Annotated in this window: 10 protein-coding genes; 5 read left to right on the forward strand and 5 right to left on the reverse strand. The window is 55.2% G+C overall.

All coding sequences use genetic code 11. The features are described from left to right. Nucleotides 1-123: 123 nt before the first annotated feature. Nucleotides 124-2,829, reverse strand: coding sequence for a valine--tRNA ligase (locus tag VF639_RS21275; protein WP_331147962.1), 2,706 nt, complete (start codon nt 2,827-2,829; stop codon nt 124-126). Between the two features lie 246 nt (nt 2,830-3,075). Between VF639_RS21275 and VF639_RS21280 the strand changes: the two genes are divergently transcribed. After that, complete coding sequence (locus tag VF639_RS21280; RefSeq protein WP_331147963.1) at nt 3,076-4,044, forward strand: carbon-nitrogen hydrolase family protein; 969 nt, start codon at nt 3,076-3,078, stop codon at nt 4,042-4,044. Nucleotides 4,045-4,163: 119 nt separating this feature from the next. After that, nucleotides 4,164-5,369: an N-acetyl sugar amidotransferase gene (locus VF639_RS21285; protein ID WP_331147964.1), complete on the forward strand. Its 1,206-nt coding sequence runs from the start codon at nt 4,164-4,166 to the stop codon at nt 5,367-5,369. 468 nt (nt 5,370-5,837) lie between these two features. Here VF639_RS21285 and VF639_RS21290 read toward each other — a convergent pair whose 3' ends face one another. Next, nucleotides 5,838-6,188, reverse strand: a complete 351-nt coding sequence (locus VF639_RS21290; protein ID WP_331147965.1) for a 4Fe-4S binding protein — start codon at nt 6,186-6,188, stop codon at nt 5,838-5,840. A 253-nt stretch (nt 6,189-6,441) separates the two neighbouring features. Here VF639_RS21290 and VF639_RS21295 point away from each other — a divergent pair, with 253 nt between their 5' ends. The 3 genes from VF639_RS21295 (at nt 6,442) to VF639_RS21305 (ending at nt 12,646) form a co-directional block, all read left to right on the forward strand. Continuing rightward, a complete protein-coding gene (locus VF639_RS21295) occupies nt 6,442-7,452 on the forward strand; it encodes an acyl-CoA reductase (protein ID WP_331147966.1) in 1,011 nt (336 codons plus the stop codon). A 472-nt stretch (nt 7,453-7,924) separates the two neighbouring features. Continuing rightward, complete coding sequence (locus VF639_RS21300; RefSeq protein ID WP_331147967.1) at nt 7,925-12,361, forward strand: DUF4394 domain-containing protein; 4,437 nt, start codon at nt 7,925-7,927, stop codon at nt 12,359-12,361. 69 nt (nt 12,362-12,430) lie between these two features. Further along, entirely contained in the window at nt 12,431-12,646 is a 216-nt protein-coding gene (locus VF639_RS21305; RefSeq protein WP_331147968.1) for a PID-CTERM protein-sorting domain-containing protein, read from the forward strand. Between the two features lie 124 nt (nt 12,647-12,770). On the opposite strand, the gene VF639_RS21310 is transcribed toward VF639_RS21305, so the two are convergent. The 3 genes from VF639_RS21310 to VF639_RS21320 all read right to left on the reverse strand — a co-directional run bounded on the left by VF639_RS21310 (nt 12,771) and on the right by VF639_RS21320 (nt 15,440). Continuing rightward, entirely contained in the window at nt 12,771-13,643 is an 873-nt protein-coding gene (locus VF639_RS21310) for a nucleoside phosphorylase (RefSeq protein WP_331147969.1), read from the reverse strand. Nucleotides 13,644-13,764: 121 nt separating this feature from the next. Next, complete coding sequence (gene trhO / locus VF639_RS21315; protein ID WP_331147970.1) at nt 13,765-14,718, reverse strand: oxygen-dependent tRNA uridine(34) hydroxylase TrhO; 954 nt, start codon at nt 14,716-14,718, stop codon at nt 13,765-13,767. Nucleotides 14,719-14,807: 89 nt separating this feature from the next. After that, nucleotides 14,808-15,440, reverse strand: coding sequence for a NeuD/PglB/VioB family sugar acetyltransferase (locus VF639_RS21320; RefSeq protein ID WP_331147971.1), 633 nt, complete (start codon nt 15,438-15,440; stop codon nt 14,808-14,810). Between the last annotated feature and the right edge of the window lie 58 nt (nt 15,441-15,498).

Here is a 15,498-nt window from a genome sequence, read left to right on the forward strand (position 1 = left end):
TAGAACTGGCCGTCATCTACCACCGCATTGCGGCTTCAGAAAACGGCCAGTGTATTGTTGCTACATAAAACCGATAGTCTTATCTAGGCAGGTGCCTACTTAAGAACCTCAGTTGAAGCTGAACTACAGGCTATTCAGACTTTGTTGCAGGGTGGCAATTTTGGCTTCGGCATCGGCTAGCTTTTGCTGCTCCCGCTCCAGCACTTCCAACTTGGCATTCAACACGAATTTCTCGTTGGAAAGTTTTTTCTGCACCGAGTCGCGGAAGCCGATGGCGTACTCCAACTCCTTTTCCAGGCGGACCTTTTCAGCGCCTAAATCAATCTGGCCTTCCAGCGGCACAAAGTATTCCGTACCGCCCGTTACGAAGCTAACGGAAGCCGCCGGCGCGGTTTCCACCAAGCTGATTTCACTGAGCGCCGCCAGCTTCCGGATGATGCCGTCGTAGTCTTGCAGTAGAGTGGCATCGTCGGTTTTGGCGGCCAGGGTCAGCGGCTTGTTAGGACCTAAGCCTTTCTGGTTGCGGATGTTGCGTACACCAGCCACAATCTCCAGGGCCTTTTCCATCCGGGCCAGCAACTCAACTCCTCCCGATACCGACTGCGCCTTGGGCCAGGCTGCTACGCACACATATTCCTTGGGTCCGCGCTCGGCTAGCTCGTGCCAGATTTCTTCGGTGATGAAGGGCATGAACGGGTGCAGCAGCTTGAGCAGCGTTTCCAGGAAGTTGGTGGTGTACTGCAACGTTTCCGGGTCGATGGGCGCTTGGTAAGCCGGCTTTACCATTTCCAGGTAAAACGAGCAAAAGTCGTCCCACACCAGCTTGTAAATCGTCATCAGTGCGTCGCTCATCCGGAACTTGTCGAAGTGCTCGTCCAGCTCCGCTAAGGTGGTGTGCAGCTTGGCCGAAAACCACTCCACGGCCCGGGCATTGGCAAATGGCAAGGAAGCATCCACCTCCCAACCCTGCGTGAGGCGGAAGGCATTCCAGAGTTTGTTGGTGAAGTTGCGCCCCTGCTCTACCAGCTTGACATCGTACAGCAAGTCATTGCCGGCCGGCGACGAAAACAGCATGCCCGTCCGGACGCCGTCGGCGCCGTACTGCGCAATCAGGTCGAGCGGGTCGGGCGAGTTGCCGAGCTGCTTGCTCATCTTGCGGCCCTGGTCGTCGCGCACGATACCGGTGAGGTAGACGTTGCGGAACGGTACCTCGCGGCGGTATTCCAGTCCGGCCATAATCATGCGGGCCACCCAGAAGAACAGGATTTCGGGCGCCGTCACCAAATCATTGGTCGGGTAGAAATAGTTGACGTCGGCATTGTCGGGATCTTTGAAACCATCGAACACCGAAATCGGCCACAGCCACGACGAAAACCAGGTATCGAGCACGTCTTCATCCTGCCGCAGGTCCGTTAGCTGCAACTCAGGGTTGCTGCTTTTCTCTCGCGCCAGTTTCAACGCCTCTTCCGCGTTCAGGGCTACTACATAGCTGCCGTCGGGGAGGTAGTAGGCCGGGATGCGCTGGCCCCACCACAGCTGCCGCGAAATGCACCAGTCGTGCACGTTCTCCATCCAGGCCCGGTACATATTCTTGAACTTGGGCGGATGCAGCTTGATTTCGTCGCTTTCCACCGCGGCCAGCGCGGGTTTGGCCAAGTGCTCCATTTTCAGGAACCACTGCAAGCTCAGGCGCGGCTCGATTACGGCTCCGGTGCGCTCGGAGGTCTGAAGCACACTGGCGTACTCCTCTACCTTATCTAGTAAGTTGGCCGCGTCAAGATCTTTCACGATGCTACGGCGTGCCGCAAACCGATCCTGGCCCACATACAGCTCGGCCTTTTCATTGAGTGAGCCGTCGTTGTTGAGAATGTCGATAACAGGCAAGTTGTGCTTGAGGCCCAACTCATAATCGTTCAAATCGTGCGCGGGCGTCACCTTTAGCGCGCCCGTCCCGAATTCAATCGACACGTACTCATCCAGAATCACCGGGATTTCGCGCCCGAGCAGCGGAATCCGCACTTTCGCGCCGTGCAGGTGCGTGTAACGCGGGTCGTTCGGATTTACCGCCACCGCCACGTCCGCCATAATCGTCTCGGGCCGGGAAGTAGCCACCGTGAGCCACAAGCGGTCAGCGGCAAGCGGCAAGCTTTCGTTCTGGCTGTTACCTTCTGCGGCGGCGCTTGCGGCTTGCGGCTGCGAGCTTGCCGCTCCCACCACTTCATACCGCAAGTGGTACATCTTGGCCATGGTGTCCTTGGCAATAACCTCCTCGTCGGACACGGCGGTGCCGCCTTGGGGGTCCCAGTTGACCATGCGGATGCCGCGGTAAATCAGCCCTTTCTGATGGAGGTCCAGGAATACGCGCAGCACGGCCTCGGTCAGCTCAGGCTCCATGGTGAAGCGGGTCCGGTCCCAGTCGCAGGAGGCGCCGAGCTTCTTGAGCTGCTCTAGAATAATGCCGCCGTATTTTTCCTTCCACTCCCAGGCATACTCTAGGAACTGCTCCCGGGTCAGGCTTTTCTTCTCAATACCTTTTTCTTTCAGCAAGGCCACCACCTTCGCCTCGGTGGCAATAGAAGCGTGGTCGGTACCGGGCACCCAGCAGGCTTCCTTGCCCTGCATGCGGGCCCGGCGCACCAACACATCCTGAATGGTGTTGTTGAGCATATGCCCCATGTGCAACACCCCCGTTACGTTGGGCGGCGGAATAACTACCGAGTACGGTGTTTTGAGTTGGTTGGCTTTGGCTTTGAAAAAGCCCTCCTCCTGCCAGCGCTGATACCACTTGGTTTCAACATCGGCGGGATTATACGTTTTGGCGATGGACATCGACAATAGAAAAAAGACAGTTTATATTAGCCGCAAAAGTAGGGCTTTACAGTCGTGACTTGACAGAGCCTACTTGCCTATCCTTTTTAGCCGTTCTTTATTCCTTTTTAATCACAAATAAAGACAGCAAAATCAATGATAAACACTAGATTTGAGGTGCTCAGTTGATTTATGGCTGAGTTTAACCTATATCTTACTATTTTGATGTAAGTAGTAAACCCTTCTGCATTGGCTTTCTCCCGCTATATGGCTGCTTTGTTTAAATTTCTTAAAACCACTCCTCCGCAGCCAGTAGCTCCCGCCATACCGGCCGCTTCTATTGCTCAGGCAGCCACTGCTCCTGTTACGCCGGCTTCGCCCGCTGCTACCACTACTATTCGCATTGGTATGGGCCAGTTGCTGGTGGAAGGCGGCGAGCCAGACCGCAATCTAGCTCGGGCGTCCCTAATGATTGCAGAAGCAGCCAGCCGTGGTTGCGACGTCATTCTGTTGCCCGAAACACTTGATTTTGCTTGGACTCATCCAAGCGCCCTCACGGAAGCGCAGCCTATTCCGGGCCTCTACTCCGACCGCTTATGCCAGGAGGCTATCCGGCATCAGCTTTATATCTGCGCGGGCCTCACGGAGAAAGCCGCCGATGGCCGGGTTTACAACGCTGCCCTGCTCATCAACCCGAAAGGCGAGATCATCACCAAGTACCACAAAATCAACCTGCTCACCGTTGAGCAGCCTTACTACGCGATAGGCCAAACCCTGAACGTGGTAGATACTCCTCTAGGTAAAATTGGCGTCAATATCTGCGCCGACAATTTTATTGATGGTCTTTCTATTGGCCATACCCTAGCCCGTATGGGCGCCGAATTCATTCTCTCTCCCTCGTCGTGGACCGTTGATTATTCCATCACGGAAGAGCACGACCCCTATCGCGAGAAGTGGGTGAAGCCTTATTCCATTCTGGCGCGGCTCTACAATGTGGCGGTAGTAGGCACCACTTCCGTAGGCTACATTGTGGGGGGACCTTATGAAGGCAAAAAAAGCATCGGCTGCTCGTTGGCAGTGGACGCAGCCGGCATTCGGGCGCAAGGTAAATTCAACGAATTTGCGGGCGATTTAGTCGTAGTTGACATTCCCCGGCCCGACCGCCTTGAAAAAGGCACGCAAATTGGAGAGATGCTGTTGCGCAAAGGCTTTAAGTTCGATACCCTTCCCTCCTAATCAATCCTATATTGCCGGAATCTTCGGATTCCTTTCTGCCCTGATTACCTGCTCCACTCTACCTGCCAGAATCGATAAGATTCTGCAACCAACCTGCTCTCCCTTAATACCATTCAAACATGGAGATTCGTACTCGCGAAGGTACCTTATCCCAGTACACCACCGCACACTCCTATCAGCGCTGTACTCGTTGCATCATGGACACCACCGTTCCCGGCATCACCTTCGATGAACAGGGAGAGTGTAATTTTTGCGAAGTACATAGCCACATGGACCGAGCATTTCCGCTCGGTGAAGCCGGTCGCCAGAAAGTACAGGAAATAGCCGCCGACATCAAGCGGCTCGGCCGAGGCAAGAAATACGATTGTGTGTTAGGCGTAAGTGGCGGCCGTGACTCGTCGTTTACCCTTTGGTACTGCGTAGTAAAGCTAGGTCTGCGCCCGCTGGCCGTACACTTCAACGATGGTTTTGGCAATCCCGTAGCCGGCGAGAACATGGTGAAGGCCTGCCAAAAGCTCGGGGTAGAAATGCGGACTATCACCTCGGACTGGCGCGAATCAAAGGATCTGAAGATAGCCTTCCTGAAAGCCTCGACGCCCGATATGGAAGAAGGCACCGACGTGGGCATTGCTACCGCCCTGTATGGGGTAGCCGCCAAAGAAGGTATTCAGCGCATTGTTATTGGGCAGTCTTTCCGCACGGAGGGCATTGCCCCGCTCACGTGGAATTACCTGGACGGCAAGTACTTGAAAGCAGTACACAAGCAGTTTGGCACGGTGCCCCTGCGCCCGTGGAAAGCCGATGACCCTGGCTTCCATCTGGATCTGGAGCAGATGTTCTACTACGCCTTCATCCGCCGTATTAAAACTGTAACGTTGCTCTACCACGTGGATTACGTGCGGGCCGACGTAGACGAGTTGTTAGCCCGAGAACTGGAGTGGGTGAATCCTGGCGCGCACTATTTCGATGACTTGTACCAAAGCGTCATCTACTACCTCAACCGGACCAAGTTCAACATTGACCGGCGCCTATTCAACTACTCGGCGCTAATACGCTCCGACCAAATGAGCCGTGAAGTGGCGTTGGAACGCGTCAAGCATATCAATGGCATTGAAGACGAACGGGTCATCAATTTGTGCATCAAGCGCTTGGGCTTGACGCGCGCGGAATTCGAGGAAATTGTAAAGACTCCCCCCAAAACCTTCCGCGACTATCCCAACAATTATTCCCTGATCCGCAAGCTTCGCTGGCCCATCAAAATTCTCAGTCAATTAAATTTGATTCCAGAATCGGCCTACGATAAGTACTTCAACTGCGGCACTTAGATTCCTGGCAATTCTATTATACGAGCGGGGCGCAGGCTATAAAGTCTGCGCCCCGCTTTCATTCACCGAAAATATCGAGAGCGGGTACGAGAACAACTTCGTCAAGTACACCGCGAGCGGCTACACCGGCACCGACTTTGGCCCCTTGGATTTTGGGTCCATCACGATGTACGGCTCTTTCTCCTCGAATGGCTAGCCTACTATAGTCAAAAAAGACAACTCAACTTTCAACGCACTGGCTTGCCAGCTGGTGATAAGAGCGGCATCGGTTCTATGTATTAAGCTGGCTGTGTGGACAGTTAAGATTATCCGTCAAGCTGCTCTCGTCATGCAGAGCACAGCGCATCTGTTCAAGAGCCTGAATGAAGGCAGTACAGTTCACGGAGCAACTGGATTTCGCTTTAAAACAAAAACCCACTCCTGCGAGTGGGTTTTTGTTTGTTGTTACTGATTGAATGACGAGGTTTTTTAACCTTCCCCGTGCAACCAATCTTTTTTCGACGTCAGTTTCTCGCGCGACTCACGGTAATCGGGGTCGTCTACGCAGCAATCGACGGGGCAAACGGCGGCGCACTGCGGCTCTTCGTGGAAGCCTACGCATTCGGTGCACTTATCGGACACGATGTAGTAATACTCGTCGGAGATGGGCGTTTGGGGTGCTACGCCGGACACCGTTGCCCCGCCATCGATAGTTACTTCTTTTAAGGCAGTGCCATCAGACCAGCGCCAGGCAGCACCCCCTTCGTAGATGGCCGTGTTGGGGCATTCTGGTTCGCAGGCACCGCAGTTGATGCACTCATCGGTTATCATGATGGCCATAGCCGTGGAATCAGGTAAAGTGAATAATGGAAAGCATGTACGCGAAAAAAATCCGCATGGCGGTTTCTTTGGTCCTCAAAAGTAGAAACTAACTCGTAGTCTTGCGAGTTTTTTGCGGATACGTAGTGGGGAAGTGGTGACTTAGTGATTTAGTGGGTTTGTTGTTCAACTAACGCTACTTGCGAAATTCGAACAGCAAACCCACTAAATCGCTAAGTCACCACTTCCCCGTTTCACCACTTCACCTCTGATAATGACCCATTCCGAACGCCTGGCTGCTTTTGTGGCCTTAGGCCAGCACTTGCACCAGCTTCCTGCCGACACCATCGCCTCTTTAGCTGCTCAAGCCCGCAACCGCAATGCCTGGTTCGATTTGCCCAACGTAACCTTAGCTATGCAGAGCGTGGCCGAGATGCTGGCCGAGGAACCGCTGCGTCGGTGGGCGGCCCGCTACAAGGCCGAGCCTGACGCACCGCGCCAAGTAGGCGTAGTGATGGCCGGCAATATTCCCATGGTGGGCTTTCATGACGCGCTGTGCGTGCTGCTAAGTGGGCATACCTTGCTCGCTAAGCTCAGCAAAGACGACTCTACCCTCATGCTTTGGCTGCTGGGTGAGCTGACGCGAATTGAACCGCGTTTCCAAGACCAGATTCAGGTGCTGGAGCGGCTCAATGCGGCGGATGCCTTCATTGCTACTGGCTCTGATAACACGGCCCGGTATTTCGACTACTATTTTGGGAAGCGGCCTCATATTATTCGCCGTAACCGCACCAGCGTGGCAGTGCTAAAAGGCCAGGAAAGCACGCACGAGCTAGGCCTGCTCGGCGAAGACATATTTCGCTACTACGGCTTGGGCTGCCGCAACGTGAGCAAACTCTTCGTGCCGAAGAACTATAACTTCTCGCCCTTGCTTGACTCCCTACGCCCTTGGCACCACGTCCTCGACCATCATAAGTACAACAACAACTACGACTACAACAAGAGCATTCTGCTGGTGAACGGGGTACCTCACCTCGATACAGGTTTCCTGCTGCTGCTCGAAAGTCCCCTGCTGGTGTCGCCGATTTCGATACTGCACTACGCTACGTATGCTCACGAGGTGGACTTGGTAGACCAACTAACTGACGTTGCGGCGCAAACGCAGTGCATCGTATCCGGTGGTGGGCAGTGGGCGGGTAGTGTAGCTTTTGGGTTGGCGCAGTGCCCTGGTGTTGCAGAGTATGCCGACGGCGTAGATACTATGGCTTTTTTAGCTGAGTTATAGACCACATACTTTAAATAAAAGAGCCGAGCAAGCAACAGCTAATTCAGCCTTTCGTCGGATTATTACGGGAAGCTATTGCCTTACACCCTGGCGCTCGTTTTTAAATTATTTAAGGAATTTTTAATGCCAGAAATCTTAAAGATTTCTGGCATTTATTTTTTCAATGTAAACTTTTTGCTACCCCTCGTTACCAATAGGTGCATACAAACGCCTATACAGTCAGTTTTAGGCCGTTTAGATGTATATACACCTTTCATGAAAAACTCTCGAATACGCTCTTTAAGAAATAAAGTTATTCTTATTTTTTTTGCTCAATATTTAAATGACTTTTGTTGAAAACAAGCTAGACAACAAGCAATCCAAAGGGCGTACAAGTTTCGTATGGCTCCTGGTCAAAGTCTTCACAATTTGTGAGCACCTGATTTCACCATAAATTTCCCTCCTATTTTTCACTTTTACTTGCGCTTGCTGTATGCGTAAAATTGTACCATTACTTCCCCTCGGTGACGGGAAGAACCGCTTCCGTCGGCATGGTTTGCTCGGAATGACGCTAGGGTTGGGTTTGCTGGCTGCTGCGCCGGCTGCTGCTCAAACGGTGTATGGCCTTTCGGGCACCAATTTGGTTACGTTCCAAGCCACTGCACCGGGTACCATCACCGCCACTACGGCCATTACTGGCATTGCCGTCGGGCAAACGGTTGTAGGCATGGACGTTCGGCCCAACACCGGGCAACTGTTTGCCTTAGGCTACAATGCAGCCCTCACCACCGGTAACGCACAACTTTACACCATTAACGTAACGACTGGCGCCGCTACGCCAGTTGGCGCAGCCATTTCGCTGCCCCTAGGTTCGGTACTCGACTTACCGCGCATCGGCTTCGACTTCAACCCCACCGTCGACCGGATTCGGGTGGTAAGCTCTAATGATGCCAACTACCGTCTCAACCCCAACACCGGAGCTATTGCCGCTACCGACCTCGCGCTCAACTACGCAGCCACGGATGCCAACGCCGGCACTAATCCCGGCGTAGGTGCCGCGGCTTATACCAACAGCTACATCGGCACGGCAGCTACCACCCTTTATGACATTGATGAAGCAGCCAGCCGTCTGGTAACGCAGGTACCACCAAACGACGGGGTACTAAATACGATTGGCTCTTTGGGGGTTACGACCAGCGCCTTAAATCAGTCGGCCGACTTGGATATCTACTTCAACCCAAGTACCCGTATCAACCAAGCGTATTTGGTGGTAGCTACACCCAACCTAACGGGCACCAGCACGCTCACCAATTTCTACGGTCTGAATCTGGGCTCGGGCGCTACCACGTCGCAGGCACCTATTGGCGATGGCACCATTGCCGTAACGGACATTGCTATTGCAATTGACCGGACATTGCCGGCTGTTATGGGTCAACTGCTGTACGCGACGCAGGTGTTTGGCACCGCGGCAACAGGTATCAACACCAACTTGCTGTCGTTCGACTCAACCAACCCGAGCATTATTCGCTCTATTAGCTCTGTTACGGGAATTGTAGCCGGACAAACGTTAGTGGGCACCGACTTCCGTCCTAACACCGGCCAATTGTTCGGTTTAGGCTATGACGCCACCACTACCGGCGCCAACTCGCAGCTGTACACCATCAACCTGACTACCGGCGTGGCTACCAGTGTGGGCGCCGCTATCCGCCTGGAGCTAGGCGGTGCTACCGACAACATCGGCTTCGACTTCAACCCTACCGTGGACCGGATTCGGGTGGTGAGCACCAATCGCGCCAACATACGCCTCAACCCCAACAACGGCGCCCTGGCTGCTACCGATGGCACGTTGACCTACGCCGCTGGCGACGCCAACGCGGGCGCTACGCCCCGCATCGGCTCGGCAGCCTACACCAACAGCTTTGCGGGTAGCACGGGCACGGCCCTCTACGACCTGGATGAGGGACTGAACGTACTGGCGCTGCAAAATCCGCCAAACAACGGCACGCTCAACACCCAAGGCGCCAGCACGGGCCTGACAGTAAATGCCGCCAACCCGCAGGTAGATTTAGACATCTACTACAATACTGCTACGCAAACCAACCAGGCGTTTCTGGCCGCCATTCCAACGGGCTCGACCAATAGCAGTCTGTTTACGGTGAACTTAACGGCCGGCACCGGCGCCCCGGTGGGTACCATTGGCTACGGCGTACCGGTGCGCGATATTTCGGCGGCGCTTGATGCAGCCAGCATTCCGAACAGCACGGCAGCTGTTGCTGGCCGACTGCTTTATGGTATTGCCGGCGGTAACTTGGTATCATTTGATTCCAGTAACCCTAGCGTTATTCGCACGGCCGTAAACATCACGGGTCTGCCAGCTACCCCGACAAATACACAAGTAATAGTAGGCGCTGACTTCCGCCCCGCCACCGGCGACTTGTACGCCCTAGGCTATGATGCTACTAATCAGCAAGCGCAGCTTTACACGGTAAACCTGACGAGCGGCGCTCTTACGGCGGTTGGCGGCCCAAATCCGCTGGCTCTAGGAGCTACGGCCACAGCTATCGGCTTCGATTTCAACCCCACCGTGGATTTGATCCGGGTGGTGTCGGCTACCAACCAGGCTAACTTCCGGGTGAACCCCAACAGTGGGGCCGTTACGTTGGATACTCCGCTCAACAATCCAGCCGGCGCGCCGGTCTTGTCGGCAGTGGCGTATACCAACAACGACAACAACACGGCAACGAGCACCCAACTGTTCGGCTACGACCAGACGCGCAACGTACTGCAGCTTTCCTCGAATGCCAACGGCGGCGTGTACGGCGATGTAGGATCTTCGGGCATTACGGTTAACCCCATCGGCGTTGACTTCGACATTTTCGCCGACCTGAGCACTCCGGCCACTCCCGTCAACTCCGCTTTCCTGGTAGCGGCCCCAACTGGCACCACTACCGACAACCTGTACACGGTGAACCTAACGGCTGGCACGGCCAGCCTGGTGGGCCGCATTGGCAATGGCAGCAACCTGACCGGTCTGGCAGCCTTCCTCACGCCTACCTTCGCGGGCCTGACCTGGACCGGCGCAGTTAGCACCGATTGGGGAACGGCTGCTAACTGGAGCCCAGCCCAGGTACCTACCGCCGCTGACAACGTAACCATTCCGAACGTAGCCAACGACCCAGTAGTAAGCGACGGGCAGCAAGCTAACAACGTCACACTGGTTAGTGGGGCAACCCTCACTAGTGCCCCTGGTGGTGTATTGACCATCAACGGCAACTTCACCAACAACGGCGGCACCACGCTCGGTAGCGGTACAGGTTCTATTGTGTTCAACGGCGCGGCGGCGCAGACCATCAGCGGTACAACCACGTTCTTCAACAACCTGACGACTGGCGCGGCGGGCCTCACGGCTGGTGGCCCAGTACAGGTGCAGCGAGTCCTGGCCCTGAACGGCAACCTAACCTCGAATGGCAACCTGACCCTGCTTTCCAACGCCACCGGCACCGCCCATGTGGTCAACATCAACGGCACGGTAGTAGGTAATGCCACGGTACAGCGCTACATCGACGGCGGGGCTAATGCCAGTGCTGGCTACCGCCACTACTCGGCGCCCGTTAGCGGCAGCACCGTAGCCGACTTAACTACCAGCGGCTTCTCGCCAGTGGTTAACTCTGCTTACAACACAGCCGCCGACCCAAGCTCGGTAACGCCTTTCCCCACAGTATTCGGCTACGATGAGAGCCGCGTAACTACCACCGGCAATCCTGCACCTCAGGACTTCGACAAAGGCTTCTTCTCTCCTGCCGCCCTCGGCGACGCCCTCGAAACCGGCCGTGGCTACACCGTTAATATTCCGGCCTCGCAGACGGTTGACTTTCTTGGTACCCTCAACAACGGCACCGTTACCCGCAGCAACCTCACCCGCGGCACGCAAGCTGAATCGGGCTGGCACTTGCTAGGTAACCCCTACCCTTCGCCCATTGATTGGGACTTGGTAGGCCGTAGCAGCGTTGATGCTACCGTGTACGTGTTCCGTTCGTCGGGCCCATACGCTGGCACTTATTCTAGCTACGTAGCCAACGGCACCGGCACCAACGGCGGCACCGACCAGATTGCAACGGGCCAGGGCTTCTTCGTACGCAGCAGCACTGCTGGCGCAGCCGGCACCCTGACGTTCACCAACGCCGCCCGCCTGACCACCTACGCCAACCCAACGTTCCAACGCACCACCACTGACCCACTGGTTCGCCTGGACTTGCGCAATGCTGGTGGCAACGCCGACGAAGCCGTAGTTTACTTCGCGGCGGGTGCTACCACCGGCTTCGATTCCAGCTTCGATGCCTATAAGCTGACGGGTAGCAGCCCGCTGCTGCTGGCCTCGCAAACCAGCGCCGAGCGTTTGTCTATCAACGGCATGCCCGCTTTGGGAACTGGTGATGTGCTCGTACCGCTTGTGGTAGACGGTGCTCAGGCAGGTAGCTACACGCTACGCGCCACTGAGTTGCTCAATCTGCCCGCAGGCACCTACGCTTACTTGCGCGACCAGCAGACCGGCACCGTTACCGACTTGGCTGCTCAGGCTAGCTACTCATTCACCTTAACACCAGGCGCCGCAACGGGCCGCTTCTCACTGCAACTCACGCAGCAGCGGATTTTGGCCAATGCGCCTGCAGCCCTCAGCCAGCAAGTAGCGCTGTACCCCAACCCGGCCCGCGAGCAAGTTTCGTTGAGCCTACCTGCCGCACTAGCCAAACAAGCTGTTCGCGTATCGGTGGTGAATACTCTCGGCCAAGTGGTTCTGACTCGGGAACTGTCCGCTACCCGCGGTACGGATGTGCAACTGTTGTCACTCAGCGGCGTAGCTAAAGGTATCTACACCGTACGTTTGAGCACTAGCGCCGGAGTTGTTAACAAACGCCTTGTTGTAGAATAAACCATGTGTAAGCCGGTCTTGCACGTAGCAAGACCGGCTCCTAAAACCTAAACTTAAATCTCTGTTTGCATGAAAAGATTTATTTCAACTTACCGCTACTTGCTCGGTACCATGCTGTTGCTAGGTGCTCTGAGTGTAGCGCAACCTGCTTCGGCACAGGGTCCAGGTTCTGGTGGCCCTACTCCTAGCCCCACAGCCGTGCCTATTGATGGCGGTGCTTCTTTGCTCTTGGCAGCAGGAGCTGCTTATGGCCTAAAGCGTCTGCGCGCTGCCCGTAAGCGCTAGTCAAAGAGTTCTTTACTCATAAAAGGCAAGGCCCACCGGAAGTTTCCGGTGGGCCTTGCCTTTTTGCTTTCAACAAAGCACACTTGGAGTGCCGTGCTACACTCGGCATTTACAAACTTAGGACCTATACCCGCTCCAGCGTTTTAGTAATTAAATCGTGCATCACGGCGTCGGTGTTGGTGGCAAACTCGCCGGTGGCGCGGTTGGCTACAATGGCGTTCAACGACACCACCTCGTGGCCTAGCAGGCGACCCAAGGCATAATAGCCAGCGGTTTCCATCTCGAAATTGGTAAGCCGGAATTCACCTTCCGCGCTGTTGTAGCGGAAGTTCTGGAACTGTTCGATAAGGTCGGGGCGGCGGAGGTCGAGGCGCAGTACGCGGCCTTGAGGCCCGTAGAAGCCAGGGCAGGTAAGCGTATTGCCTACCACCATGCCCGCACCTAGCTGCTCGCGCAGCAAGTCGGTTCCCCGCACGCAGTACGGACGATAATCGAGAGCCAGCGCTTGCTGCACGCCCGTAGCTACTTCTATCTCTAATCCGGTTTCCACCAGTGGGTAGAACTGCATCAGCGAATCGAGCCCAACAGCGTGCTCGGTGACTAAGTGCGAGCCAACCGGAATATCCGCCTGCAAGGCCCCGCTGGTTCCCACCCGAATGATACGCAGCGTAATATGCTCTTCGTGGGGCCGCACCTCGCGGGATATAAAATCAATATTTACCAAAGCATCCAGCTCGTTGAGCAGAATGTCGATGTTGTCGGTGCCCATGCCCGTGCTGATTACAGTGAGGCGCTTGCCCTTGTAGTAGCCGACGTGCGTCACAAATTCGCGCTTGTGGATCTGCGTCTCAATGGAATCGAAATGCTCGCTCACCAACGGCACCCGCTCCGGGTCCCCGACCGTGATAATGGTGTCGGAAATGTGGTCGGGCTGCAGGTTGAGATGGTAGATACTGCCGTCTTTGTTGAAAATCAGCTCGGATTCGGGAATAGGCATTTTCGTTGTTCGTTTTTAGTTGTTCATTTTTCGGCGCCGGTAATGACCTACGACCTTTATTGCCCTTAAAACGCTTCGTTTAACGGCGAAAAACGAAAAACAAACAACCAAAAACAAAAAACTAACGCGCCGGTGCCCGATAAGAAATCAGGCCTTGCTCGGGGCGGTAGTGGTTGCTGATCTTGGGGTAAGTGCCAGTACCGTCGTAGGGGCGCTTGTCGGGATGCGCTTGGCAAGTGGATGAGCAGGCGCCTTGTAACTGCGCGCCGCAAGCTTCGCAGAGCGGCACGTGGGCGTTGCAGTGCGGGTTGGCACAGTTCACCATTCTATCGGAGGGCGTGTGGCAGTGGTGGCACTGGCTGATGATACTTGGGTTGACGTGGTTGACGTCCACGGCTACGCGGCCATCGAAGACGTAACACTTACCCTCGAAATCTTCACCTCCTGCTTCCAGCCCGTACTTGATGATGCCGCCGTGCAGCTGATACACGTTTTCAAAACCTTGCTCCAGCAAGTAAGCGCTGGCTTTTTCGCACTTGATACCGCCGGTGCAGTACGTCAGAATCTTCTTGTCTTTATACTGCTCCAGCCGCTCCAGTCGGTCCGGAAACTCCCGAAAGTTTTCGATGTCGAGCGTGACGGCGTTCTTGAAGCGCCCGAGTTCGTACTCGTAATCAGAGCGCACATCGAGAATCACGACGTCGTCCTGGTCTTTCATGTCGCGAAACTCCTCGGGCGAGAGGTGAATGCCGGTGCGCTCGTAGGGTTTGATGTGCGGCAAGCCCACGTGCACAATTTCCGGCTTCACGCGCACGTGCAGCTTCTGAAACGTATGGGTTTCAGCTTCTTCTACCTTGAACTCCAGCGCCGCAAAGCGCGGATCGGCCTTCACCAGCCGCATGTACTCTGCACAGTCGGCCACCAGCCCCGAAACGGTGCCATTCAAGCCCTCGGGGGCTACAATAATGCGCCCCCGCAGGTTCAATTGCAAACACAGCCGGTGATGTTCCTCCCGGAACGCCTCCACGTCAGCTATGGGCGTGTAGCAGTAATAAAGTAAAACGCGGTAATCCATCCTTTTGAAAATTATGAATTATGAATCGAGAATTCTGAATTGGAGGTACCATTCAAATGAATTCAGAATTCATAATTCTTAATTACTAATTAAACCTTGACTGCCGGGTTGCCGAATACAGTTTGGTTGGCGGGAATGTCTGCCACCACTACCGAACCGGCTCCTACGCGGGCCTTGTTGCCAATTTTGACCCCGGCTACTACCACTACGCCAGCCCCGATAAAGACCTGCTCGCCTATCACTACCCCGGCATTCAGAATGGCGCCGGCGCTTAATTGCGAGTAGTCGCCCAACTCGGCTTTGGCGTCTATCACGGCATTAGGCCCAATCAGGCAGCCATTGCCGACCTTGGCCGTACCGGCTACCACGGCATTGGCTCCTACCTGATTGCCGTGCCCTAGCCAAGCGTGCGGCGACACGCTGGCGCGCTGGTGAATGGCATTCACGGGCACGACTTCGTATTCGTCGTGAAGCATGGCGGTGAGGCTGCGGCGGCTGGCCGTGTCCTCGGTAGCCACAAATACTTCGCACTTCTTGCCGAGGAGTTTGAGTAATTCTTTATCGTCGGTGTTGCCCATTACGGGCACGTCGAATACTTCGGTGTTTTGCAGCTTGGTGTCGTCGTCGAGGAGGCAGTATACTACCACATCGTTGGAAAGAAAAGCGTCGAGGGCAGCAATGCCCACGGTTTGGGCACCAAGAATGATAACGGGATTTTCCATACGTAGCGAAAGGGAGCCGACAGCGCGCCGACCAAATTCAAACCGCAAAGATACGCCA

Source organism: Hymenobacter sp., from assembly GCF_036387835.1.
In the GTDB taxonomy this organism is placed as follows: domain Bacteria; phylum Bacteroidota; class Bacteroidia; order Cytophagales; family Hymenobacteraceae; genus Hymenobacter.